General features: G+C 65.5%; 21 protein-coding genes, 2 pseudogenes and 1 riboswitch. Of the genes and pseudogenes, 9 read left to right on the forward strand and 14 right to left on the reverse strand.

Annotated elements, in window-relative coordinates; genetic code table 11:
* Positions 1-26 precede the first annotated feature (26 nt).
* From SJH88_RS00795 to SJH88_RS00805, 3 genes are read right to left on the reverse strand one after another with little or no spacing between them, the layout of a single operon-like run.
* Complete coding sequence (locus tag SJH88_RS00795; RefSeq protein ID WP_270147766.1) at positions 27-485, reverse strand: PaaI family thioesterase; 459 nt, start codon at positions 483-485, stop codon at positions 27-29.
* 2 nt (positions 486-487) lie between these two features.
* Positions 488-1663, reverse strand: coding sequence for an acetyl-CoA C-acyltransferase (locus SJH88_RS00800; RefSeq protein ID WP_270147768.1), 1176 nt, complete (start codon positions 1661-1663; stop codon positions 488-490).
* 39 nt (positions 1664-1702) lie between these two features.
* A complete protein-coding gene (locus SJH88_RS00805) occupies positions 1703-3817 on the reverse strand; it encodes a 3-hydroxyacyl-CoA dehydrogenase NAD-binding domain-containing protein (protein WP_270147771.1) in 2115 nt (704 codons plus the stop codon).
* 385 nt (positions 3818-4202) lie between these two features.
* Between SJH88_RS00805 and SJH88_RS00810 the strand changes: the two genes are divergently transcribed.
* The gene (locus SJH88_RS00810; protein WP_154163897.1) at positions 4203-5330 is read left to right on the forward strand and encodes a high-affinity branched-chain amino acid ABC transporter substrate-binding protein; all 1128 of its coding nucleotides are present in this window, start codon (positions 4203-4205) and stop codon (positions 5328-5330) included.
* Positions 5331-5445: 115 nt separating this feature from the next.
* On the opposite strand, the gene SJH88_RS00815 is transcribed toward SJH88_RS00810, so the two are convergent.
* From SJH88_RS00815 to SJH88_RS00840, 6 genes and pseudogenes are all read right to left on the reverse strand, one after another.
* On the reverse strand, positions 5446-6141 hold the full coding sequence (locus SJH88_RS00815) for an ABC transporter ATP-binding protein (RefSeq protein WP_043384651.1): 696 nt from the start codon (positions 6139-6141) through the stop codon (positions 5446-5448).
* A 15-nt stretch (positions 6142-6156) separates the two neighbouring features.
* Positions 6157-6938 (reverse strand): annotated as a pseudogene (locus SJH88_RS00820) (ABC transporter ATP-binding protein).
* Positions 6938-8278 (reverse strand): branched-chain amino acid ABC transporter permease, encoded by a 1341-nt coding sequence (locus SJH88_RS00825; RefSeq protein ID WP_045267950.1) that lies wholly within the window; start codon positions 8276-8278, stop codon positions 6938-6940. Before SJH88_RS00825 ends, SJH88_RS00820 begins: the two are co-directional and overlap by 1 nt.
* A 28-nt stretch (positions 8279-8306) precedes the next feature.
* Complete coding sequence (locus tag SJH88_RS00830) at positions 8307-9260, reverse strand: branched-chain amino acid ABC transporter permease (RefSeq protein ID WP_043384647.1); 954 nt, start codon at positions 9258-9260, stop codon at positions 8307-8309.
* A gap of 99 nt (positions 9261-9359) precedes the next feature.
* Positions 9360-10595, reverse strand: a complete 1236-nt coding sequence (locus tag SJH88_RS00835; protein ID WP_045267005.1) for a branched-chain amino acid ABC transporter substrate-binding protein — start codon at positions 10593-10595, stop codon at positions 9360-9362.
* A 256-nt stretch (positions 10596-10851) separates the two neighbouring features.
* The gene (locus SJH88_RS00840) at positions 10852-12489 is read right to left on the reverse strand and encodes a 3-(methylthio)propionyl-CoA ligase (RefSeq protein WP_274753337.1); all 1638 of its coding nucleotides are present in this window, start codon (positions 12487-12489) and stop codon (positions 10852-10854) included.
* A 220-nt stretch (positions 12490-12709) separates the two neighbouring features.
* Here SJH88_RS00840 and SJH88_RS00845 point away from each other — a divergent pair, with 220 nt between their 5' ends.
* The 5 genes and pseudogenes from SJH88_RS00845 (at position 12710) to SJH88_RS00865 (ending at position 16497) form a co-directional block, all read left to right on the forward strand.
* Positions 12710-14221 carry a protein adenylyltransferase SelO gene (locus SJH88_RS00845; protein ID WP_420921703.1) on the forward strand — a complete coding sequence of 504 codons (1512 nt, stop codon included), beginning with the start codon at positions 12710-12712 and terminating at the stop codon, positions 14219-14221.
* On the forward strand, positions 14218-14631 hold the full coding sequence (msrB, locus tag SJH88_RS00850; RefSeq protein ID WP_274753339.1) for a peptide-methionine (R)-S-oxide reductase MsrB: 414 nt from the start codon (positions 14218-14220) through the stop codon (positions 14629-14631). The genes SJH88_RS00845 and msrB overlap by 4 nt, the downstream gene beginning before the upstream one ends.
* A gap of 184 nt (positions 14632-14815) precedes the next feature.
* Positions 14816-15379 carry a septation protein A gene (locus SJH88_RS00855; RefSeq protein ID WP_274753340.1) on the forward strand — a complete coding sequence of 188 codons (564 nt, stop codon included), beginning with the start codon at positions 14816-14818 and terminating at the stop codon, positions 15377-15379.
* Entirely contained in the window at positions 15372-15638 is a 267-nt protein-coding gene (locus SJH88_RS00860; protein ID WP_042412933.1) for a BolA family protein, read from the forward strand. The genes SJH88_RS00855 and SJH88_RS00860 overlap by 8 nt, the downstream gene beginning before the upstream one ends.
* 74 nt (positions 15639-15712) lie before the next feature.
* Positions 15713-16497, forward strand: a pseudogene (locus SJH88_RS00865) (peptidylprolyl isomerase).
* 93 nt (positions 16498-16590) lie between these two features.
* Here the strand turns inward: SJH88_RS00865 and SJH88_RS00870 are convergent.
* From SJH88_RS00870 to SJH88_RS00885, 4 genes are all read right to left on the reverse strand, one after another.
* Complete coding sequence (locus SJH88_RS00870) at positions 16591-17865, reverse strand: acyl-CoA dehydrogenase family protein (protein ID WP_043384631.1); 1275 nt, start codon at positions 17863-17865, stop codon at positions 16591-16593.
* Between the two features lie 111 nt (positions 17866-17976).
* Positions 17977-19068, reverse strand: coding sequence for a phosphotransferase (locus SJH88_RS00875; protein ID WP_274753341.1), 1092 nt, complete (start codon positions 19066-19068; stop codon positions 17977-17979).
* Positions 19069-19074: 6 nt separating this feature from the next.
* Positions 19075-19794, reverse strand: coding sequence for a Crp/Fnr family transcriptional regulator (locus SJH88_RS00880; protein ID WP_043384622.1), 720 nt, complete (start codon positions 19792-19794; stop codon positions 19075-19077).
* Positions 19795-20222: 428 nt separating this feature from the next.
* A complete protein-coding gene (locus SJH88_RS00885; RefSeq protein ID WP_274753342.1) occupies positions 20223-20501 on the reverse strand; it encodes a hypothetical protein in 279 nt (92 codons plus the stop codon).
* Positions 20502-20623: 122 nt separating this feature from the next.
* Positions 20624-20722, forward strand: a riboswitch (TPP riboswitch).
* Positions 20723-20798: 76 nt separating this feature from the next.
* Here SJH88_RS00885 and SJH88_RS00890 point away from each other — a divergent pair.
* Both SJH88_RS00890 and SJH88_RS00895 read left to right on the forward strand, forming a co-directional pair.
* On the forward strand, positions 20799-22100 hold the full coding sequence (locus SJH88_RS00890) for a purine-cytosine permease family protein (RefSeq protein ID WP_274753343.1): 1302 nt from the start codon (positions 20799-20801) through the stop codon (positions 22098-22100).
* Between the two features lie 303 nt (positions 22101-22403).
* A complete protein-coding gene (locus SJH88_RS00895) occupies positions 22404-22793 on the forward strand; it encodes an SH3 domain-containing protein (protein ID WP_274753344.1) in 390 nt (129 codons plus the stop codon).
* A 93-nt stretch (positions 22794-22886) separates the two neighbouring features.
* Here SJH88_RS00895 and thiD read toward each other — a convergent pair whose 3' ends face one another.
* Positions 22887-23753: a bifunctional hydroxymethylpyrimidine kinase/phosphomethylpyrimidine kinase gene (gene thiD / locus SJH88_RS00900; protein ID WP_274753345.1), complete on the reverse strand. Its 867-nt coding sequence runs from the start codon at positions 23751-23753 to the stop codon at positions 22887-22889.
* Between the two features lie 274 nt (positions 23754-24027).
* On the opposite strand from thiD, the gene SJH88_RS00905 reads away from it, so the two are divergent.
* The gene (locus SJH88_RS00905) at positions 24028-25131 is read left to right on the forward strand and encodes an FAD-dependent oxidoreductase (protein WP_274753346.1); all 1104 of its coding nucleotides are present in this window, start codon (positions 24028-24030) and stop codon (positions 25129-25131) included.
* The last annotated feature ends 13 nt before the right edge of the window (positions 25132-25144 follow it).

The raw sequence follows: 25144 nt of genomic DNA on the forward strand, positions 1-25144 counted from the left end.
AGGCAAAGCCCCGCACCGGCACGGCTTCAGGCCTTGGGGTCGGGCAGGACGTTGATCGTGCCCTGCGCCGTGGCGCACAGTTTTTCCACACCGTCCTGCACGGCAAACACGTCACAGCGCGTGACGGCTTGCGAGCGGCCGGCATGGATGCAGCTGGAGCGCGCGATCAGGTATTCGCCCACGGCGGGGCGCACATAGTTGATCTTGAACTCGCTGGTGATCACCGGCACCCGCAGGGCCACGGCCCCGGCATAGGTCAGGGCGTTGTCGGCCATGTAGCTGACCACGCCGCCGTGGGCGAAGCCGTACTGCTGGGTCAGCGCCGGGCGCAGGGGCAGGCGCAGCTCGCACATGCCTTCGGCGGTCAGCTGCGTCAGCTCAGCGCCCAGCAACTGGCTGAACGGCTGGCTGGCCAGAATCTGCCGGCCAAAGGCCAGCACGGCCTCGGGCGTGGCCGCCGCGGGTGCGGCGTCGCGCGCGCCCACGCTCACAGCACCTCGAAGATACCGGCCGCGCCCATGCCGCCGCCGATGCACATGGTCACGCAGACGCGCTTGGCGCCACGGCGCTTGCCTTCGATCAGCGCATGGCCCGTCAGGCGCTGGCCCGATACGCCATAGGGGTGGCCCAGGGCGATGGCGCCGCCGTTGACATTCAGGCGCTCGTTCGGGATGCCCAGCTTGTCGCGGCAGTAGATCACCTGCACGGCAAAGGCTTCGTTGAGCTCCCACAGGTCGATATCCTCGACCTTAAGGCCCAGCTTTTTGAGCACCTTAGGGATGGCAAACACCGGGCCAATGCCCATCTCGTCGGGCTCGCAACCGGCCACGGCAAAGCCCAGGAAACGACCCAGTGGCTGCAGCCCCTTTTTGCTGGCGTAGTCCTCGTGCACCAGCACGCAAGCGCCTGCACCGTCGGAGAACTGGCTGGCGTTGCCCGCCGAAATCAAGCCACCGGGCAGCGCGCTGCGCAGGCCGGAGATGCCTTCCACGGTCGTGCCTTCCCGGATGCCCTCATCCTTGGAGACGGTGACTTGCTTGGTCGTCAGCCCCATGACCTTGTCAGCCACGCCCATGGTGACCGTGATGGGGGCAATCTCTGCATCAAACAAGCCTGCGCTTTGGGCGGCAAACGCTTTTTGCTGGCTGGCAGCACCGTATTCGTCCATGGCCGCGCGCCCAATCTGGTAGCGCTTGGCCACTTGTTCGGCCGTTTGCAGCATGCTCCAGTAGATCTCGGGCTTCATCTTCATCAGCTCGGGGTCTACGGCCATGTGCTGGTTCACCTCTTGCTGCACGCAAGAGATGGATTCCAGGCCCCCAGCCACCAGCACCTCGTTTTCGCCCGCAATGATGCGCTGCGCTGCCAGTGCAATCGATTGCAGGCCCGAGGAGCAAAAGCGGTTGATGGTCATGCCAGACGTTGTCACAGGAAGCCCTGCGCGGGTGGCAATCAACCGCGCCACGTTGCCGCCGGTCGTGCCTTCGGGCAGCGACAGGCCCATGATCACGTCTTCCACCTCGGCACCGTCGATGCCGGCGCGCTGCACAGCATGTGCAACCGCGTGGGCACCCAGCGTGGGGCCGTAGGTCATATTGAACGAACCCTTCCAACTCTTGGCCAGCGGGGTGCGCGCGGTAGAAACAATCACTGCGGATGTCATAACTTCAATCCTTCAAATTCTGGGTTTGCCAACGGCGCTTTAAGCGAACGACTTGCCTTCGGCGGCCAAGCGCGCCAACAGAGGAGCGGGTTTCCAGAACTGGGCGTCGTCGTGGGGGTTTTGAGCAAAGCGGTTCATGGCTTGCACCACATTGATCAGGCCCAGCTCGCTGGCGTAGTGCATGGGGCCACCACGGTAGATGGGGAAGCCATAGCCCGTCAGGTACACCATGTCGATGTCGCCCGACTTGCTGGCAATGCCGTCTTCAAGGATCTGCGCCCCCTCATTGACCAGGGCGAACACCAGGCGCTGCACGATTTCCTCGTCGGAAATCTTGCGCGGCGTGATGCCCTGGCTCTGGCGGTAGGTGCTGATCATGTCCAGCACTTCCTGGCTGGGGATGGCGTCGCGCTTGCCAGCCTGGTAGTCGTACCAGCCCTTGCCGGTCTTTTGGCCATAGCGCCCCATCTCGCACAGCAGGTCGGCGGTCTTGCTGTACTTCATGTGCGGTTTTTCCACATAGCGGCGCTTGCGGATGGCCCAGCCGATGTCGTTGCCGGCCAGATCGCCCATGCGGAACGGCCCCATGGCGAAGCCGAACTTCTCGACGGCCTTGTCCACCTGCTGCGGGGTGGCGCCCTCCTCGATCAGGAAGCCGGCCTGGCGGCTGTATTGCTCGATCATGCGGTTGCCGATGAAGCCGTCGCACACGCCCGAGACCACGGCCGTCTTCTTGATCTTCTTGGCGATCTGCATCACGGTGGCCAGCACGTCGTGGGCCGTGGCCTTGCCGCGCACCACCTCCAGCAGCTTCATCACGTTGGCGGGGCTGAAGAAGTGCATGCCCACCACGTCCTGCGGGCGGCGCGTGAAGGCGGCGATCTTGTCCACGTCCAGCGTGGAGGTGTTGGAGGCCAGGATGGCGCCGGGCTTGGCCACGGCGTCCAGCTGCTTGAACACGGCCTCCTTGACGCCCAGCTCCTCGAACACGGCCTCGATGATCAGGTCGCAGTCCTTCAGGTCGTCATAGGCCAGCGTGGTGGACAGCAAGGCCATGCGCTGTGCGTACTTGTCTTCCTTGAGCTTGCCCTTCTTGACCTGGGCCTCGTAGTTCTTGCGGATGGTGGCCACGCCACGGTCCAGCGCCTCCTGCTTGGTCTCCAGAATGGTCACGGGGATTCCGGCATTCAGGAAGTTCATGCTGATGCCGCCGCCCATGGTGCCGGCGCCGATCACGCCCACCTTCTGGATGGCGCGCACCGGGGTGTCGGCGGGCACGTCGGCGATCTTGGAGGCCGCGCGCTCGGCCATGAACAGGTGGCGCAGCGCACGCGACTCGGGCGTCCACATCAGGTTGACGAACAGCTCGCGCTCGAAGTCCAGGCCTTCCTGGAACTTGCGCCGCGTTGCGGCTTCCACGGCGTCCACACACTTTAGGGGCGCGGGGTAGTTCTTGGACATGCCCTTGACCATGTTGCGCACAAAGCCGAAATAGGCATCGCCCTGGGGGTGCTTGCACTTCAGGTCGCGCACCAGAGGCAGGGCCTCGTTACCGTCGGCATGGCGCTCGCCCACGGTCTGGGCCAGGGCCAGGGCCTCGGCGGCCAGCGCTTCGGGGCTGGAGGCCAGCTTGTCGAACAGCTTTTGCCCGGGGATCTGCGCCAGCAGCTCGCTTTTCACGGCCTCGCCGCTGACGATCATGTTCAGTGCCGGCTCCACGCCGATGGCGCGCGGCAGGCGCTGCGTGCCCCCGGCGCCGGGCAGCAGGCCCAGTTTGACTTCCGGCAGGGCCACGGTGGTGCCGGGCGCCGCAATCCGGTAGTGGCAGCCCAGGGCCAACTCCAGCCCGCCGCCCATGCACACGCTGTGGATGGCGGCCACCACGGGCTTGCCGGACTGCTCCACCTGCGCGATCACGGTGTGCAGGTTCGGCTCCTGCAGGGCCGCCTCCTTGCCGAATTCCTTGATGTCCGCACCGCCCGAGAAGGCCTTGCCGGCACCGGTGATCACGATGGCTTGCACGCTGCTGTCGGTGTTGGCCTGGTTCAGGCCTTCGATGACCGCACGGCGGGTGGACAGCCCCAGGCCATTGACCGGAGGATTGTTGAGCGTGATCACGGCCACGGCGCCGTGGACCTTGTATTCAGCCGTCATGGCTTGTCTCCTTCAGTTCTATGAAAAAAGAACGGGCGTTCTGCAATTCATTCTAGGAAGGGTGCTGGCACAACGCCATCGCGTTTTGCCCTGTGTTTGTCTCAACTGGGACATCTGGGCCAAGGCAGGTTCTGCAGGTCGGAACACCGCCCAGCGCCCCACCGGTGCGCCGGGGGCACGGCCACGATCCGACCAACGGTCAGGACCGTGCCTGTGGTGTGGCGCAGTTCTTGCGATGCGGTCTGCGCAAGCGCAGCGCCGGAGGGGCTGTGGCTGCAATAAAACGCTGGGGAAAGCCATAGCCATGCCGGTCAGGGCTGCCCCAACAATGTGCACAGCGCGTGCCGTGGCGCGTGCATTCAACCCCTATCGGAAGGCTCACTCTATGCAACGCAAAACATTCATTCGCCTGAGTACCTCCTGGGCCGCCGCCGCCCTGCTGGGCACGGCATCCCTGGGCGCCCATGCGGCGGACCCCATCCTGATCGGTGTGCCCATCCCCATGACCGGGCCCAACACCCAGTATGGCGACGAGGTGCAGGCGGGTTTGTTGACTGCCGTGGAGGCGCTGAACGCCGCCGGCGGCATGAATGGCCGCATGTACAAGCCCGTGCTGATCGATGATGCCTGCGAACCCAAGCAGGCCGTGCCAGCCGCCAACCGCGTGCTCAATTCGGGTGCCAAGTTCGCCATCACCCACGTCTGCTCGGGCGTGACCATTCCCGCCTCCAAGATCTATGAGGAAGAAGGCATCGTCGCCATCACCCCTGGCGCCACCGCGCCCCAGGTGACCGACGGCCTCAAGGGCCACTACTTCTTCCGCACCATCGGCCGCGATGACCAGCAAGGCCCGTTCGCCGCCAAGTTCATCGCCAACAAGATCAAGCCCAAGGCCGTGGCCGTGCTGCACGACAAGCAGACCTATGGCGCCGGCGTGGCCCAGCACGTGAAGAACACGCTGGACAGCCTGAAGGTGCCCGTGGTGATGTACGACGGCCTGAATGCCGGCGACAGCGACTATTCCGCCGTGATCACCAAGCTCAAGACCGCCAAGGTCGATGCCGTGTTCTTCGGCGGCTACCACCCTGAAATGGGCCTGCTGCTGCGCCAGGCCAAGGAGCAAGGCCTGCAGACCCGCTGGATCGGCCCCGAAGGCGTGTTCAACCAGGGCCTTATCGAGATCGCCGGCCCCGCCGTCGAGGGCATGATGTTCACCTTCCCCGCCGACTTCAGCCAGCGCCCCGAGAACAAGTCCGTGGTCGAGGCCTTCAAGAAGGCCAAGCGCTCGGCCAACGGCGCCTACCAGATGCCCGCCTACGCGGCCCTGCAGGTGCTGGACAAGTCGATGAAGGCCGTGGGCCCCGACGCCAAGAAGGTGGCCGCCTACATGCACGCCAACACCTTCGACACCGTGATCGGCAAAGTGGCGTTCGACGCCAAGGGCGACCTGAAGGACTTCGAGTTCGTGGTGTTCGAGCTGGCCAAGGACGGCAGCCGCAAGGCCGTGCAATAAACCACGGCCCCGTCATGCACAAGGGCACCTCGCGGTGCCCTTTTTTGATGGCGGCAAGAATATCAACAAAAACGGCCGCTAGCGCTTACCTATCCAGCGCCAGCAGCTATGGTTTTCACACCTCCAGCCATTCCTTGCGGATGTGCTGGTTGGCCTTCAGCCCTTCGGGCGTGCCGTCGAACACGATGGCGCCGTGGCCCATGACCAGGGCACGGTCGGAGATGCGCATGGCGATCGTCAGCTTCTGCTCGATCAACAGCACCGACACCCCGCGCTGCTTGATCTTCTGCAGGTACTCGCCCACCAGCTCGACGATCTTGGGCGCCAGCCCTTCCGTGGGTTCGTCGATGATGATCAGGTCCGGGTCGCCCATCAGCGTGCGGCACAGGGTCAGCATCTGCTGCTCGCCGCCGGACATGACGCCGGCCTCGGTGTGCTGGCGCTCCTTGAGGCGCGGGAACATGGCGTACATGTCGTCAAAGCCCCAGCGGCTGCCCTTGCCGCGGCCCTTCTGGCCCAGCAGCAGGTTCTGGTGCACGGTCAGGTTGGGGAACACGTCGCGGCTTTCGGGCACATAGCCCAGGCCCAGGTGCGCGATCTCGTAGGTCTTGTGGCCGTGCAGGGCGCGGTCCTTCCAGGTGATCTCGCCCTCCCAGTCCACCAGCCCCATGATGGCCTTGGCGGTGGTGGAGCGGCCCGAGCCATTGCGCCCCAGCAGGGCCACGATCTCGCCGGGCTGCACGGCAAAGTCCACGCCGTGCAGCACATGGCTCTTGCCGTAATAGGCGTGCAGGTTATTGATCTTCAACATGGTGTCTCCCCCTCCTCAATGCAGGGCCGCCTGCTCTTCGGCAATGACCGAACCCAGGTAGGCCTCCTGCACCCGTGGATTGGCGCGCACCGCCTCCGGTGTGTCGAAGGCGATCACCTCGCCGTAGACAACCACGGCAATCTTGTCGGCCAGCCCGAACACCACGCCCATGTCGTGCTCCACGGTCAGCAAGGTCTTGCCCACGGTCACCTCGCGGATCAGGTTGATGAAGCGTGCGGTCTCGCTGTTGCTCATGCCGGCCGTGGGTTCGTCCAGCAGGATCACGTCGGCCCGCCGGCGATGGTGATGCCGATCTCCAGCGCGCGCTGCTCGGCATAGGTCAGGTTCACGGCCAGCTCGTCGCGCTTCTTGTGCAGGCCGATCTGCTCCATCAGCTGCTTGGCACGCTCGTTGACCGCATCCATGCGCGACAGGAAACGCAAGAAGGTGTAGCGGTAGCCCATGCTCCACAGCACGCCGCAGCGCAGGTTCTCGAACACGCTGAGCTTGGGGAAGATGTTGGTGATCTGGAAGCTGCGCGACAGGCCCAGGCGGTTGATCTCGTACGGCTGGCGGCCGTCAATGCGCTGGCCGTGCAGCAGCACTTCGCCGCTGGTGGGGGCGAAGCGCCCGCTAATGAGGTTGAACAGCGTGCTCTTGCCCGCGCCGTTGGGTCCGATGATGGCCACGCGCTCGCCGGCCTGCACGGCCAGGTCGGCGCCGCGGATGATCTCGGTCTTGCCAAAGCTCTTGCGCAGGCCGCGCAGCTCCAGCGCATAGGTGGATGTGTGCGTCATCAGTGGCCCTCCGCGCGCTGGATCTCGTGCTCAATCTCTTCCTGGATCTGGCCCCAGTGGCGCAGGTACTCGCGGCGCGTCAGCTCGAACAGGCCCAGCCCGGTCGCAAAGACCAGCACCGCCCCCAGCCAGCTGTCCACGCTGCGCACGTTCAGCTGCATGCCCATGAAGCGCAGCGTGTCGCCCAGCGCGCTGTTGAGCTGCAGGTGGTAGAGCATCTCCACCACCGCCGCCAGCCCCACCAGCATGGCCAGCGCCGTGCCGGCCAGCGCCAGGTAGGCGCCAAAGATGCGGCCCAGCTTGCCGTACTTGGCCAGGCGCAGGTTCATCATGATCAGGCTGGCGATGCCGCCGGGCGCATACATCACCATGAACAGGAAGATCAGGCCCAGGTACAGCATCCAGGCCTTGGTCAGCTCGGACAGGAACACCGTGGCAATCACCATCAGCACGCCACCGATGATGGGGCCGAAGAAGAAGGTGGCGCCCCCCAGGAAGGTGAACAGCAGGAAGGTGCCGGAGCGGATGATGCTGACGCTGTCCATGGCGGTGACGATCTCGAAGTTGATCGCCGCCAGCCCACCACCGATGCCGGCGAAAAAGCCCGCGATGATGAAGCCCATGTAGCGCACGCGCTGGGTGTTGTAGCCGACGAAGGCCACGCGCTCGGGGTTGTCGCGCACGGCGTTGAGCATGCGGCCCAGCGGCGTGGCGGTGAAGGCAAACATCAGCGCCGTGCAGACGAAGCAGTAGAAGGCGATGAGGTAGTACACCTGGATGCCCGGGCCGAAGTCCAGCCCCAGCAAAGGCTGGCCATAGACGCGGTTGGTGGTGATGCCGCCCTCGCCGCCGAAGAAGCCCGGCAGCATCAGCGACATGGCCGCCACCAACTCGCCCACGCCCAGCGTGATCATGGCGAAGGTGGTGCCAGACTTCTTGGTCGTCACCCAGCCCAGCACGGCGGCAAAGAACATGCCGGCCAGGCCGCCCACCACGGGGATCAGCACCAGCGGAATCGGCAGGCTGCCGTCGGCGGCGCGGTTCATGGCGTGGATGGCCACGAACGAGCCCAGGCCGGTGTACACCGCGTGGCCGAAGCTGAGCATGCCGCCCTGCCCCAACAGGATGTTGTAGGACAGGCAGATGATGATGGCGTAACCCATCTGACTGAGCATGGTCAGCGCCAGCGAGCTGGTGAACACATGGGGCGCGGCGATCAGCAGCAGCGCGAACACGCCCCAGACCACCATGCGCCCGATGTTCCAGGGCTTGAAGCGGTAATAGGCCGGTGCGGTGCGCGCGGCGCCCCCGCCCGGAACGGGCACGACTTCGTTGGGCATGTGCGGAATCAGGATGGCGGACATGGGATCAATCCTCCCGGGTGCCCATCAGCCCCTTGGGGCGGAAGATGAGCATGAGGACCAGGAACAGGTACGGCAGGATGGGCGCCATCTGCGAGATCGTCAGGCTGAGCAGCGACCAGCCGAAGCTCTCAGGCGTCAGTTGCAGGCCCAGGGCCTGCAGCGCGCTGGCGCCGGAGTAGTCCAGCGCCACGGCAAAGGTCTGCACCACGCCGATCAGCAGCGAGGCCAGGAAGGCCCCGGCCAGCGAACCCAGGCCACCGACCACCACCACCACGAAGATGATGGAGCCGACCGACATGGCCATGGCCGGCTCCGTCACATAGGTGTTGCCGCCGATCACGCCGGCCAGCCCGGCCAGGGCGCAGCCGCCGCCGAACACCAGCATGAACACGCGTGGCACGTTGTGGCCCAGGGCCTCGACCATCTCGGGCTTTTTCAGCGCCGCCTGGATCACCAGGCCGATGCGCGTGCGCGTCAGCAGCAGCCACACGGCCAGCAGCATCAGCAGCGCCATCAGCATGATGAAGGAGCGCGACTTGGGAAACTGCGTGCCGTACAGCGTGAACAGCGGCCCCTGCAGCGACGGCGGCAGGCCGTAGGGCACGGCGCTGCGCCCCCAGACCAGCTGCACCACCTCCAGCACCAGGTAGGACAGGCCGAAGGTGACCAGCAGCTCCGGCACATGGCCGTACTTGTGCACCTTGCGCAGGCTGTAGCGCTCGAACACCGCGCCCAGCGCGCCGACCAGCAGCGGCGCCAGCAGCAGCGCCGGCCAGAAGCCGATGACGCCCGAGAGCATGTAACCGAAGTAGGCACCCAGCATGTAGAAGCTGGTGTGCGCGAAATTGAGCACGCCCATCATGCTGAAGATGAGCGTCAGGCCCGAACTTAGCATGAACAGCAGCAGCCCGTAGCTGATGCCGTTGAGCATGGAGATGGTAAAAAATTCAAGATTCATCAGACCCTACCCGCGCTGAAGCCACTGCGGCCCGCCGCGTGCGCGGGCCGTACCCACCCGCAGCGCAGGGTCGCGCTGCGGGGCCATGCACCCCGCCGGTCAGCTGGGGCGCTTCATCTGGCAGGACGTGGGGGTGCTGGCCACGTAGGGTTCGAAGAACTTCACCTGCTTGAAGGTGTGGCCTGTGTTTTCCATGTCCATCGGGTTCTGCGCATCGGTCTTGTCCCAGCGGCTGATGTACAGGCCCTGCTGCAGCTGGTGGTCCTGCTTGCGCATCTCCACCTCGCCGTTGAAGCTCTTGAACTTCATGCCCTCCATCACCGCCGCCACCTTCACGGGGTCGGTGCTCTTGGCACGCTTGAAGGCCTCGCTGAGCATGGCAAAGCCGTGGTAGACGGCGCCGGTGTACATGTCGTCGTTGAACTTGGCCTTGAAGCCCTTGACCACGTCATTGATCGGTCCGGGCTGGTTGGTGTACGAGTACGCCACCATGTAGACCTTGCCCGCCGCGCCCGCGCCCATGGCCGTAGGCACGCCGGTGGTGGCGCCGTAGTAGGTGTAGAACTTGACGTTGTTCAGGCCCGCATCGTTGGCGGCCTTGATCAGCAGCGACAGGTCCGAGCCCCAGTTGCCAGTGATCACGCTGTCGGCGCCGGACTGCTTGATCTTGGCGATGTAGGGCGAGAAGTCGCGCACCTGCGCCAGCGGGGCCATGTCGTCGCCCACGATCTCGATGTCGGGGCGCTTGCGCTGCAGCATCTCCTTGGCGTACTTGCTGACCTGGTGGCCGTGCGCGTAGTTCTGGTTCATGAGGTAGACCTTCTTCACCTCGGGCTGGTCCTTCATGTAGGTGGTCAGCGCCTCCATCTTCATCGAGGTGTCGGCATCCAGGCGGAAGTGCCAGTAGCTGCACTTGCTGTTGGTCAGGTCGGGGTCCACGGCGGCGTAGTTCAGGTACAGCACTTCCTTGCCCTTGTTGCGGGCGTTGTGCTTTTCCAGCGCGTCCATGATGGCCAGCGCCGGGCCCGAGCCATTGCCCTGCACCACGTAGCGCACGCCCTGGTCCATCGCCGAGCGCAGGGCGCTGGTGGTCTCCTGGGGGCTGAGCTTGTTGTCGATGGGGATGATCTCGAACTTCACCCCGGCAGGATTGTTCTTGCTGAACTCCTCGGCCAGGTACTGCCAGCTCTTCATCTGGTTGGTCCCCAGCGCGGCCATCAGACCCGACAAGGGGTCCAGCCACGCGATCTTGACGGTCTCGCCCTGCTGCGCCACGGCAGCGCCGGCACAGCTGAGCAACACGGAAGCGGCCACGGTCTTCAACACAAACTGCATGCTTGTCTCCTGCATTGGAATGGGATGGGTTGGTTGGAACTCACCGAAACACCCGACAAGCGTAGTCAGCCTTGCGTCAAACACGCATGGTGGTTTCACTCTTGGGACTATCCCCCTCCGTAGGAATACCCATAAAAAAAAGAGCACCTGGCGCTCATCCACACTGGGTTTCAGATACTTTTCATATCCGAACCAAGGGTGGATGAGCGCCAGGCGCTCATGATTTCTCAGCCCGCCGCACGGCGGGCACCGGCGCTCAGGCCGTGGGCAGCTTGTAGTCCTTGAGCAGCTCGCGCAGCTTGGTCTTGAGCATCTTGCCGGTCGCACCCAGGGGGATGGCATCGACGAACACCACGTCGTCCGGGATCTGCCACTTGGCGGTCTTGCCCTCGAAGAAGGCCAGCAGATCCTCGCGCGAGACCTCGGCGCCCGGCTTCTTGGCCACGGCCACGATGGGGCGCTCGTCCCACTTGGGGTGCGGCATGCCGATGCAGGCCGCCATGGCCACGGCCGGGTGGCCCATGGCGATGTTCTCCACATCAATCGAGCTGATCCATTCGCCGCCGGACTTGATCACGTCCTTGGTGCGGTCCGTGATCTGCATGAAGCCATCGGCATCGATGGTCGCCACGTCCCCGGTGGGGAACCAGCCCAGGCCCTGCTCATCCAGGATCAGCGGGCTGTCGCCCTTGTAGTAGCGGTCGATGATCCAGGGGCCGCGCACCAGCAGGTCGCCATAGGTCTTGCCGTCCCAGGGCTGGTCCTTGCCGTCGTGGCCGACGATGCGCATGTCCACGCCGAAGATGCAGCGGCCCTGCTTTTGCAGCAGGCGGCGCTGTTCGGCCTTGGGCAGGTCCAGGTGCTTGTTCTTGAGCGTGCCCAGAGTGCCCAGCGGGCTCATCTCGGTCATGCCCCAGGCGTGCAGCACGCGCACGTTGTAGGTGTCCTCGAACATGTCGATCATGGCCGGCGGGCAGGCCGAGCCGCCGATCACCGTGCGGTTCAGGGTGCGGAACTTCAGGCCGTTCTGCTGCGCATGGCCCAGCAGCATCTGCCAGACCGTGGGCACGCCGGCGGCAAAGGTCACACCCTCGGCCTCGATCAGCTCGTACAGCGACTTGCCATCCAGCGCCGGGCCGGGGAACACCACCTTGGCCCCGGTCAGCGCGGCCGAGTACGGCAGGCCCCAGGCGTTGACGTGGAACATGGGCACCACGGGCAGCACCGCATCGCGCGAGGACAGGCACATCACGTCGGGCAATGCCGCGCCATAGGCGTGCAGCACGGTGGAGCGGTGGCTGTACAACGCCGCCTTGGGGTTGCCCGTGGTGCCGCTGGTGTAGCACATGCTGGACGCCGTGTTCTCGTCCAGCTGCGGCCAGCGGTAGTGCGGCGACTGGCCGCCGATCCAGGCCTCATAGCTGATCAGCCCGGGGATGCCGCTGTCGGCCGGCAGCTTGTCGGCATCGCACAGCGCCACCCACTGGCGCACCGTGGGGCACTTGGCGTGCACGGCCTGGATGATGGGCAGGAAGGTCATGTCGAAGCACAGCACCTGGTCTTCGGCGTGGTTGACGATCCAGGCCACCTGGTCCGGGTGCAGGCGCGGGTTGATGGTGTGCAGCACGCGGCCCGAGCCGCTGACGCCGTAGTACATCTCCATGTGGCGGTAACCGTTCCAGGCCAGGCTGGCGACGCGGTCGCCATGCGCCAGCTTCATCGCATCCAGCGTATTGGCCAGCTGCTTGGCGCGCCCGCACAGGTCCTGGTAGGTGTAGCGGTGGATGTCGCCCTCGACCCGGCGCGACACGATCTGCGCATCACTGTGGTGGCGCGCGGCAAATTCAATCAGATTCGAGATCAGCAGCTGCTGGTTCTGCATCAAGCCTTGCATGGAAATGGTGCTCCTGGTTTTTATGGTGCTGCACGGCCACGGCCCATCGCCGCCACGCGCGCATTCACCCCCATCCTAAGCGCATGTCCCGCACTGCGGGTGCGGGCTTTCCTGCATGCATGTGTCGCCCAGGCGTCACTTGGACGGCAATTCGCCGCGTGCCGTGCGCGGCCGAGGCCCCAATCGCCCAGGGCGTGCAAGGTCAAGCCGCTTGGCCACAATGGTGGGCATGCATTCCCCTGACGGTTCCCCCACCCCGGACTGGCACACCGGCTTTGCCGCCCTGGGCCCGGCGTTTCTGACCCACCTGCCCCCCACCCCGCTGCCCGCCCCCGCCTGGGTGGCGCACAGCGAAGAGGTGGCGCAGCTGGTCGGCCTGCCCCCGGGCTTCATGCCGTCCGAGACGGCCTTGCAGGCCTTCAGCGGCAACACCATGCTGCCCGGCAGCCAGCCCTATGCCAGCGTCTACAGCGGCCACCAGTTCGGCGTGTGGGCCGGGCAGTTGGGCGATGGCCGCGCCCTGCACCTGGGCGAGACCACTGAGGGCTGGGAGCTGCAACTCAAGGGCGCAGGCCGCACCCCGTATTCGCGCGGCGGCGACGGCCGGGCCGTGCTGCGCTCGTCCATCCGCGAGTTCCTGTGCAGTGAAGCCATGCACGCCCTGGGCATTCCCACCACGCGCGCGCTGTGCCTGACCGCCTCGCCCGCCCCGGTGCACCGCGAGACCATGGAAACCGCCGCCGTGGTCACGCGGGCCGCGCCCAGCTTCATCCGCTTTGGCCATTTCGAGCACTTTGCCGCCCGCGACATGCAGACCGAGCTGCGCGCCCTGGCCGACTATGTGATCGACCGCTACGACCCCGACTGCCGCCAGGGCTGGTCCGGCCAGGATGCCGAGGGCCGGGCCCTGCACGGCAACGCCTACGCGGCCCTGCTGCATGCCATCGGCCAGCGCACGGCCACCCTGCTGGCGCACTGGCAGGCCGTGGGCTTTTGCCACGGCGTGATGAACACCGACAACATGAGCGTGCTGGGCCTGACCATCGACTACGGCCCCTTCCAGTTCCTCGACGGCTTCGACCCCGGCCACATCTGCAACCACAGCGACCACCAGGGGCGCTACGCCTTCAACAAGCAGCCCCAGATCGCCTACTGGAACCTGTTCTGTCTGGGCCAGGCCCTGCTGCCGCTGATCGAAGACCAGGACGTGACCGTGGCGGCGCTGGAAGCCTACCGCCCGGCCTTCAGCCAGGCCTTTCGCACCCTGGTGTGCCGCAAGCTGGGCCTGCCCGGTGCCGAACTGCAGCACGAAGCAGCCGCCACCGCCACCATCGGCCAGCTGCTGGAATTGCTGGCGGCCCAGCGCGTGGACCACAGCATCTTCTGGCGGCGCCTGTCGCTGTCGGCCCAGGACGGCGACCCCGAGCGCACGCGCGAGCTGTTCCTGGACACCGAGGCCTTCGACCGCTGGTTGCTCACCTATCAAGAGCTGTCTGCGCAGATGGGACAAGCGCCAGACGCCAATTTGATGCTGAACACTAACCCCGCCTTCGTGCTGCGCAACCATGTGGGCGAGCTGGCCATTCGCGCCGCGCAGCAAGGCGACTTCAGCGTGGTGCAATCCTTGCACCAGGTGCTGCGTACCCCGTTTGACGACCACCCGGCGCACCGCGCCTGGGCCGACTTCCCGCCCGACTGGGCGTCCTCCATCGCCATCAGCTGCTCCTCATGACCTACCCCATCCAGAAAACCGACGCCGAATGGCTGGACACCCTGCGTGCCAATGGGGCCGAACCCGTGGCCTACCAGGTCACACGCCACGCCGCCACGGAGCGCCCCTTCACCGGCCGCTACGAACAGCACTGGGCCGACGGCAGCTACCACTGCATCTGCTGCGGCGCCAAGCTGTTCGATGCAGACACCAAGTTCGACGCCGGCTGCGGCTGGCCCAGCTTCCACCAGGCCATCCCCGGCGCCATCACCGAGATCGTGGACCACAGCCACCACATGGTGCGCACCGAAACCGTGTGCAGCCAGTGCGGCGCCCACCTGGGCCATGTGTTTGAGGATGGCCCCCAGCCGACCGGTTTGCGCTACTGCATGAACTCGGCCTCGCTGCAGTTCCAGGAACCCGAGGCCTGAAGGCGTGCGCCCCTGTGGGGCCAGCCAGCCCCGGGCGCCGTCGGTCTTGCCCGGCGACCGGCGCGCGCTCGGTGACTGAAACCCTTGGACTTCCCGGATTTGTGCACCCGCCAGCCCCCGGGGCTATGGCATGCTTGGCATCTTTTCGCATGACCCTGGGCCCTGCGACGCCCGAATGCTTTTCATGAAACTGCTGATCGACTTTTTCCCCATCATTTTGTTTTTCGCGGCCTTCAAGGTCTGGGGCATCTACGCCGCCACGGCGGTGGCCATCGTGGCCACCATCGCGCAGATCGCCTACCTGCGCATCAAGACGGGCAAGGTCGAGACCATGCAATGGCTGAGCCTGGGGGTCATCGTGCTGTTCGGCGGCGCCACCCTGATCGCCCACGATGAGAATTTCATCAAGTGGAAGCCCACTGTGCTGTACTGGCTGATGTGCGGCGCCCTGCTGGTGGGCCTGGTGCTGTTCAAGAAGAACTTCCTCAAGAGCCTGATGGGCGCGCAGCTGCAACTGCCCGAGCCAGTCTGGACCACGCTGAACTGGGCCTGGACCGGCTTCTTCGCCGTCATGGGCGTGCTCAACCTGTGGGTGGCCTACAACTTTGACACCGACGCCTGGGTCAATTTCAAGATGTTCGGCGGCATGGGTTTGATGCTGCTGTTCGTCGTGGGCCAGGCCTTCTACCTGGGCCGCTACCTCAAGGACGGCGAGCAGGCCCCCTCGCAGGAGCGCGGCCATGAGTGAGGCCATCACCGCCGCCGCCATCGAGCAGGTGCTGCGCGCCCAACTGGCGCCCACCCAGCTCGAAGTCATCGATGAAAGCGGCGCCCACGCCGGCCACGCCGGCGCCAACGGCACGGGTTTTGGCACCCACTTTCGCGTACGCATTGCCTCACCATTTTTTGAAGGCAAGAGCCGCGTGGCACGCCACCGTGTTGTGTATGATTCCTTGCAGCATTTCATCGACCAAGGCCTTCATGCTTTAGCCATCGAAGTGCTTTGACGAACCCCATTGCTAGAAACGCCAACGGTCGTTGGCGGCAATCACCTACTCTTACCTCTTTGTTGGATTTCCGCATGAAAAAACAGCTTTTGCCCAGCCTCGTGGCTGTCGCCGTGTTGGGCACAGCCGCCCTTTCGGCTTCTGCGCAAAACTTGGCCATCGTCAATGGCAAGCCCGTGCCTCTGGAGCGCGTGAAGGTGCTCAAGCAGCAGATCGAGCGCTCGGGACGCCAGGTGCCTGCAGAGATGGAGGTCCAGATCAAGGAAGAAGTGATTGCCCGTGAAATCTTCCTGCAGGAAGCCACCAAGCGCGGCCTGGATGCCACGCCCGAATACAAGCAGCAGATGGACCTGGCCCGCCAGACCATCCTGATCCGCGAGCTGTTCGTGGACTACCAGAAGAAGAACCCCGTGACCGACGCCGAGATCAAGGCCGAGTACGACAAGTTCGTGGCGGCCAACGCCGGCAAGGAATACCGCGCCAGCCACATCCTGGTGGAATCCGAAGACCGCGCCAAGGCCATCATTGCCGAAGTCAAGGCCGGCAAGAAGTTCGAAGACATCGCCAAGAAGGAGTCCAAGGACCCCGGATCGGGCGCCCAAGGCGGCGACCTGGGCTGGGCCAGCCCGCGAACTATGTGCCCGAGTTCACCGAGGCCATGGTCAAGCTGCAAAAGGGTGGCCTGACCGATGCGCCCGTGAAGAGCCAGTTTGGCTGGCACATCATCCGCGTGGACGACCTGCGCGACGCCCAGCTGCCTTCGCTGGACGACATCAAGCCCCAGATCGCCGAGCAGCTGGAACAGCAAAAGATGATGCAGTTCCAGGAATCCCTGCGCGCCAAGGCCAAGGTGCAATAAGCCCCGTGCCCATAGGCCAGCAAAAAGCGACCCATCGGGTCGCTTTTTTCATGGCCGGCAGGGCCTGCGCCCTGCCTGGCTGCACCCGCCCACTCAGGCGCCGCGCGTGATCGGCACCTGCGCGTCGCGGCCGTAGGTGCCCCACTTGCCCAGCTCCCACTTGGCGATCGCGTTGCGGTGCACTTCGTCCGGGCCGTCGGCAAAGCGCAGCGTGCGCGCCGTGGCGTAGGCGTGGGCCAGGGGGAAGTCCTGGCTCATGCCGCCGCCGCCGTGGACCTGCATCGCCCAGTCGATCACATCGCAGGCCAGCTTGGGCGCCACCACCTTGATCATGGCGATTTCGGTGCGTGCCACCTTGTTGCCCACGGTGTCCATCATCCACGCGGCCTTGAGCGTCAGCAGGCGCGCCATGTCGATGCGACAGCGCGCCTCGGCAATGCGCTCCTGGGTCACGGTCTGCTGGGCAATCGTCTTGCCGAAGGCCACGCGGCTGGAGGCGCGCTGGCACATCAGCTCCAGCGCACGCTCGGCCTGGCCGATGAGGCGCATGCAGTGGTGGATGCGGCCAGGGCCCAGGCGGCCCTGGGCGATCTCGAAGCCACGGCCTTCGCCCAGCAGGATGTTGCTGACCGGCACGCGCACGTTCTCGAAATACATCTCCATGTGGCCGTGCGGTGCATCGTCGTAGCCCAGCACGCTCAGCGGACGCACCACGCGCACGCCGGGGGCATCGGCCGGCACCAGCACCATGCTCTGCTGCGAGTGCTTGGGCGCATCGGGGTCGGTCTTGCCCATGGTGATGTAGATGGCGCAGCGCGGGTCGCCCGCCCCGGAGATCCACCACTTGTGGCCGTTGATGACGTACTCGTCGCCCTGGCGCTCGATGCGGGTGCAGATGTTGGTGGCATCGCTGGAGGCCACCTCGGGTTCGGTCATCGCGAAGGCGGAGCGGATTTCACCGCGCAGCAAGGGCAGCAACCACTGGTCGCGGTGCTCCTGGGTGCCGTAGCGGGCAATGGTTTCCATGTTGCCGGTGTCGGGCGCCGAGCAGTTGAAGACTTCCGATGCCCAGCCCACACGGCCCATGATTTCGGCCAGCGGCGCGTACTCCTGGTTGGTCAGACCGGCACCGCGCACGCCGGCGATCTCGGCGCTGTCCTGGGGCAGGAACAGGTTCCACAGATCCTGGGCCTTGGCCTTGTCCTTGAGGTCTTCGATGACCTTCAGCGGGGTCCAGCGCTTGCCCGCCTGGGTGTTGGCCTCCAGCTCGTGGTGGACGGCCGCTTCGGCGGGATAGATGTGCTCGTCCATGAAGCGCAGCAACCGCGCCTGCAGTTCCTTGGTCTTGGGGGAGTAGTCGAAATCCATGGAGTGCTCCTTTTCATTAACAGGCAAACATGGGCGTGCACTGCCCCCCGGCAGCTGCAGCCGTCTAACACACGAGGGGAAAACTGGGGTGCGGCCCCTGCGCCGCCGGGCTCAGGCGCCGTGCTTTTGCGCGTAGGACCAGGCCAGCTGCGCCATGGGCCGCGCGGTATCGCCCGCGGCCTTGGCCTGCGCGCTGGAGGCGGTCCCCGCCTCGACCCGCTTGGCAATGCCCTGCAAGATGGCCGCGATGCGGAACATGTTGTAGGCCAGGTAGAAATTCCAGTCGGCCTGCAGCTGCTGCGGCGTGGCCAGCCCGGTGCGCTCGCAGTAGCGGCGCATGTATTCGGCTTCGCTGGGAATGCCCAGGGCTGCAATGTCCAGACCGCCAATGCCGCGCCCCAGGCTGGCCGGAATGTGCCAGGCCATGCAGTGGTAGCTGAAGTCGGCCAGGGGGTGGCCCAGCGTGGACAGCTCCCAGTCCAGCACGGCCACCACCTGCGGGGCATCGGCGACGAACATGAGGTTGTCCATGCGGTAGTCGCCATGGACGATGGAGACCTTGCTGTCGTCCTTGGCGCTGGCCGGCATGTTCATCGGCAGCCAGGCCATCAGCTTGTCCATCTCGTCAATCGGCTGGGTGACCGAGGCCACGTACTGCTTGCTCCAGCGGCCGATCTGGCGCTCGAAATAGTTGCCCGGCTTGCCGTAGTCGGCCAGGCCCTGGCGTGTCACATCGACCGTGTGCAGCGCAGCCATCACGCGGTTCATCTCGTCATAGATCGCACCACGCTGCTGCGGCGTCATGCCGGGCAGAGACTGGTCCCACAGCACGCGGCCGGCCTTGAACTCCATGATGTAGAAGGCGCGCCCGATGATGGACTCGTCCTCGCACAGGGCATACATGTGCGGCACGGGGACATCGGTCCCGGCCAGCCCCTGCATGACCTTGAATTCACGCTCGATCGCATGCGCCGAGGGCAGGAGCTTGGCGACCGGGCCGGGCTTGGAGCGCATCACATAGCTGCGCCCCGGCGTGACCAGTTTGTAGGTGGGGTTGGATTGTCCGCCCTTGAACATCTCCACCGTGATCGGGCCTGCAAAGCCCGCCACCTGGGCGCTCATCCAGACCTCCAGAGCCGACACATCGAACGCATGGGTGTCGGAAACTGGCTTGGTACCTACAAAATGGTCAAAGTTACTCATGGTTGTTTAAAGGTCAGTTTCCACAATGCGCAGCAGCGCATCGCGGTCGCGCACCACCAGACCCCCCGGTTCGATCCGGATGATGTCCTCGCGCTCCATGCCCTTGAGCTCCTGGTTCACGCGCTGGCGTGAAGCCCCGAGCAACTGGGCCAACTCTTCCTGCGCCAGCTGCAGGCCGATGCGCACTTCCTCGGCATGCGCCAGGCTGGGAATGCCATAGCTGCGCACCAGGTGCAGCAGCTGCTTGGCCAGCCGCGCGCGCAGCGGCAGCGTGTTCAGGTCCTCGACCAGGCCGTACAGCTGACGGATGCGGCGCGCCGCCAGCCACAGCATGGCCTCGTAGAACTCGGTGTGCGTCGCCAGGATGCGCTTGAAGTCCGCCTTGGCCACGCACAGCAGCGTGGTCGCCCCGTGGGCATACGCGTCGTGCGTGCGGCGATCCCCGTCGAAGATCGAGGTATCGCCAAACCACAGCCCCGGCTCCACATAGGTCAGCGTGATCTGCTTGCCCGTGATGGACGTCGAGCTCACCCGCACGGCCCCCTTGGCACACGCAAACCATTCCTCCGGCACTTCGCCGCGGGCGCAGATCAAAGCACCATCCTTGAATCGTTTGACGTAAGCGCATCGGAGTATGTCGTGCCGCAGCGAAGGTGAGAGGGATGAAAACCAGCGACCTGCATTGATCGCTTCACGTTCTTCGATAGTAAGAATCGGGTCGTCCATATCCTGTCGTTTCTGTGACTGAAAACCGGACCATTGTCGCGTCAGAGACCAGCCGCTTGGGGTCTGAACGCGCGCCCTGGGCATGAACTTGTCCAGAAAGTGACAGTCTGGATCGTGCTCACGCCCCAAATAAAGGGTAAACCCTTAACTCTTTGATGCTGCACGCGTTTTCCAGCCCCAGGCTGTGCACCACACCACGGTCCATCGCAGGTTTTTTCAACTCGGGCATTCCGCCCAGCAGAACCCTGCCAGCATCCACCCCGTCCGGTCTCGGTCACCGCCCGGCCGTGGCCCAGCACCGCGCCCACCGGGTGGGCCGCCACCATGCAAAAGCGGCATGTCCGCCCCAGCCGACATGCCGCTTTGCTCATCCATCCATAGCTGTCCGCGCAGGATTTACCTGCCTTCAACGCCGATTGGATGCAGTTTCAAGACGTGGACACCGCGCCCGCCAAGGCCACCGGCACCCGCTCGCCGCTGGCCAGAACCAGGCTGTTGGTGGCCCCCACCTGCAGCTTGGCGCCATGAAACATGTCCTCCCAGCCCTCAGCCTGCTTGAAGTTCATGGTGTCGTTGATCAGTTTGCGCTCGGCGTTCAAGGCCTGCAGGTCGGCGGCGGTCAGCTCGATGCACGAAGGGTAGGCGTTGTCGTGCGCCTTCCAGTGCGCGCGCAAGGCCTCAACCAGAGAGTCGTAGAGATTGGGCATGGCTGAAGTTTAGGGCGTGTTCCGGTGCTCCGGGCCCAGCTGCGGTCCGGCCCATGTGCGGGTCTGCGACCGGGGAAACCCCGGTTTCATGGGACAATCGCGCCCGCTGCATCGCACGGTGCGGCGCTTGCTGGGGGTGCCCTGCCGCAAGGCCGGGCTGAGAGAGTCCCTTTGAACCTGATTGAGATCATCCTCGCGCAGGGAAGCTGTTCATGCTGGTTGCTCGTCCGCAGGCTGTTGGCCATTGCGGGCCGCGAGCCTGTCACGGCCCCTGCTTCGTAGGCTTACGGAGCATGTATGCATTCCTCGTCTTCCGCGCCCGCCAACCAGGCGCTGTCTCCCACCACACCGTCTGAACGGGTGTTCGCCCTGCACGACCATGCCGCGCTGTGGTTCAGCCTGGGCGTGGGCCTGCTGGTGATGCAGGTGGGTGCCTACCTGCTGCCCGCCCTGTCCACCCAGCAGGCCGTGCTGGCGATTGTCTCCGGGTCGCTGCTCGGCGCCGGCCTGCTGGGCTGGATGGCCAAGATTGCCTGCGACACCGGGCTGTCCAGCGCCGCGCTGATGACCCACGTCTACGGCCGCCAGTTCGCCAAGCTGCCCATCCTGCTGAACCTGGTGCAACTGATCGGCTGGGGCACCTTCGAGCTGGTGGTGATGCGCGACGCCAGCGTGGCCATTGCCCGCCAGGCCGGCGGCATGGCGGCCAGCCACTGGCCGGTGGTCATGACCCTGGTGTGGGGTGCCGTGATCGGGCTGCTGATCAGTGGCTCCATGCTCAAGCTGGTGCGCCAGCTGATTGCCCGCATTGCGCTGCCGCTGGTGGTGCTGTCGCTGCTGTGGCTGACCTGGCATTTTGTCGGCCTGGCCCTGGAACAGGGCTGGGAAGGCATCTGGCAACGCCCCGGCACCGGTGGCATGGGCTGGTTGCCCGCCATGGACCTGGTGGTGGTCATGCCCATCTCCTGGCTGCCGCTGGTGGCGGACTATGCCCGCCATGGCCGCGATGGTCGCAGCGCCCTGCGCGGCACCTGGCTGGGCTTTGGACTGGCCAACGTGTGGTGCTACGGCCTGGGCGTGCTGATCACGCTGACCCTGCCCAGCGAGAACCTGGTCACCGCCCTGCTGCTGGCCCAGGGGGGCCTGATCGCCCTGACGCTGATCTTGATCGACGAGGTGGACAACGCCTATGGCGACACCTACTCCGGTGCCATGGCCGCCCACAGCATGGCACCCCGCTGGAGCCTGCGCCGCTGGGGCCTGGGGCTGACCGTGGTCTGCGTGCTGCTGGCCCTGGTGCTGCCCATGCACAGCATCGAACCCTTCCTGCTGATGCTCAGCTCGGTCTTCGTGCCCCTGTTTGGCGTGATCCTGGGCCGCCTGGCCTGGCAAGCGGCTGACCAGCGCCTGGCCCAGGCGCCGCAATGGCTGGCGCAAGCGCGCAGCGCACACTGGCCGGCCGTGCTGCTGTGGCTGGCGGGGGTGGGCTTCTACCACGGTGTGCCCCTGCTGGCCCCTGCCGCAGGCAGCGCGCTGCCAACGCTGCTGGTGTGCTTTGTGCTGGCGCGACTGCTGCCGCGCGCAGCCCCGGCACAGTGACCCCAGGCCAGCCGCAATTTGGTCGGTTTGTCCAGACGGTGCATCGCCAAGCATGACCAGAAACACGACAGCGGTCACATTTCACGCATTTTTTTGTGAGTGGAATGCAAATTTCAGTGAAACTGCGCGGGCATGATGCAAATTCTTACAGGTACGGGGCACACGGCTCGCACCTGGCCCCCCTTGATTCACAGGAGTTATTGCCGCGTGTTGTCACCACTTGCCCCCCACCTCTCCCGCCGCCTGCGCAGCAGCGGCCTTGCTGCCCTGCTGTTGACCGGTGTGCTTGCCGCCGCCCCTGCCTTGGCCCAAGCACAAGAGTTTTTGAGCATCAAGGGCAATACCGTCAACATCCGCGCCAAGCCCACGACAAAGTCCGAGATTGCCTGGGAACTGATCAAAGGCTATCCCGTGCAGGTGATGGAGCGCCGGGACGACTGGATCAAGGTCAAGGACTTTGAAGGCCCGCTGGGCTGGGTGCACCAGCCCCTGACCGACAGCGTGCCCCACTACCTGATCAAGGCCGACACCGTCAACCTGCGCGCAGGCCCGGGCACCAACCACAGCGTGGTGACCAAGCTGAGCAAGTACGACATCGTCCAAACCCTGGAAAAGCGCGACGACTGGGCCAAAGTCCAGACGGCCGAAGGCCAGTCTGGCTGGATGCTGGAAAAGCTGGGATGGGGTTGGTAGACACCCCCTCCTGGCAGGCAGAACCTCCATAAAAAACGGCGCCCTGGGCGCCGTTTTTTATGGAGAATCCGCAGCCCTTCCAGGCCACCACCCTCAGCCCCTGAACACCAGTTGGGCCTGCGGCGCAAAGCCGTGGTTCAGGGGGCCATGACCCCGCCCGGTGTACACCTCGGCCCCGGCGGCGATGGCCCCCAGGATGTAGCTGCGGGCGCTTTCCACCGCCGCCGGCAGCGGCAGACCACGCGCCAGGTAGGCAGCAATCGCCGAGGACAGGGTGCAGCCTGTGCCATGGCCGTTGTGCGTGGGAATGCGCTGCGAACCCAGCTCCTGGCGCGCGCCGTCGCGACCGGCCAGCAAGTCCACCACCCAGTCCCCTGGCAGGTGCCCGCCTTTGAGCAGCACCTGCTGCGCGCCCATGTCCAGCAAGGCCTGGGCGGCGGACGCCATGTCCGCCACATCGGCGATCTTGCGGCCAATCAGCCAACCGGCCTCATCCAGGTTGGGGGTGATCACGCTGGCCAGCGGAAACAGTTCACGCACCAGCACGGCCACGGTTTCATCGTGGATCAGCTTGTCGCCACTGGTGGCCACCATCACCGGGTCCAGCACCACGTTCGCAATCCCGTAGCGGCGGATGGCATCGGCCACCACCTGCACGATCTCGGGTGCATGCAGCATGCCGATCTTGACGGCGTCCACCCCGATGTCCTGCACCACGGCGTCGATCTGCGCCTGCAGCATCTCGGGCGGAATGCCATGGATGCCGCGCACGCCCAGCGTGTTCTGGGCGGTGATGGCGGTGATGGCCGTCATGCCGTAGCAGCCCAGGGCGCTGAAGGTCTTCAGGTCGGCCTGGATGCCGGCGCCACCGCCACTGTCCGAGCCGGCGATGGAAAGCACGCGCGCATAGCGCGGAAAACGGGGGGATGCACTGCCGTGTGGCAGGGGTTGCGTAGTCATGGCAAAAATTATGACCCAAGCCAAGGCTTGTTCACGCACTGGCGCCGCTGTTCCTGCCCTTGTGCTGTAATTGCCGCTTGCGGACGAAACAGGGGTGTCCCGCTGCCACCGGCACCGTGCCGGCGCAGTGCGCGACTGAGAAACACCCTAGGGCCCTGCGCCCCGTTACCCGATCCAGGTCATGCTGGCGTGGGGAGTTTCCACAGAGCAGCAGCCGCACGGCTGCGATGCCCGTTTTGTCCTTGGCGACACTTACCAACGGGAATTCCTCACCATGCTCGCTTTGACCACACCTTCGCACATTGCCATCCTGGGCGCCGGCCTGATGGGCCGTCTTCTGGCACTGGAGCTGGCGCGCGAGGGGCATCGCGTCGAGGTGTTCGAAGCCAAGGGCCCCGAGGGCGATGGCGCCGCCGCGCGCGTGGCCGCCGCCATGCTGGCCCCGCTGGCCGAATCGGCCATCACCGAACCCGGTGTGGTGCGCATGGGCCAGTACGGGCTGACCCGCTGGCCCCAGCTGATCGCCCAGCTGGACGCCCCCGTGTACTTCCAGCAGAACGGCACGCTGGTGGTCTGGCACCGCCAGGATGCGGCCGATGCGCAGCGCCTGTGCGGCCTGTTCGAGAAGAACCGCCGCCTCAACCCCAGCCTGCCCGCGCTGGAGAACCTGGATGCCCAGCGCCTGCCCCAGGTCGAGCCCGCCCTGCAAGGCCGCTTCAACCAGGGCGTCTACCTGCCCGGCGAAGGCCAGCTGGACAACCGCCAGCTGCTGGCCGCGCTGGAGCAGACACTGACCCGCCTGGGCGTGGCCCTGCACTGGCACACCCCGCGCGAGACCACCGACTTCCAGCCCGGCACCAGCGGCCAGCCCGACCTGGTGCTGGACTGCCGCGGCCTGGGCGCACGCACGCAGTGGAGCGCGCTGCGCGGCATCCGCGGCGAGGTGGTGCGCGTGCACGCCCCCGAGGTGACGCTGCAGCGCCCCACGCGCCTGGTGCACCCGCGCTACCCGCTGTACATCGCACCCAAGCAGGACCACATCTTCGTCATCGGCGCGACCGAGATCGAATCCGACGACATGGGCCCGGCCAGCCTGCGCTCGGTGATGGAGCTGCTCAGCGCGCTCTACACCGTGCACTCCGGCTTTGCCGAAGCGCGCATCCTGGAAATTGCCACCCAGTGCCGCCCCACCCTGCCGGACAACCTGCCCGCCCTGCGCTGGCTGGACGAGCGCGTGCTGCAGGTCAACGGCCTGTACCGCCACGGCTACATGATCTCCCCCGCCATGCTGGACGCCACGCTGCAGCTGCTGCGCACGGGCAGCGCGGCGCTGGCCGAGGACTTCGACGTGGCCGTGCACGCCCCCATGCTCGCCTGAGCACCGCGCTTCG

It is taken from the genome of Comamonas sp. GCA5 (assembly GCF_036541385.1).
Lineage (GTDB): Bacteria > Pseudomonadota > Gammaproteobacteria > Burkholderiales > Burkholderiaceae_C > Comamonas > Comamonas aquatica.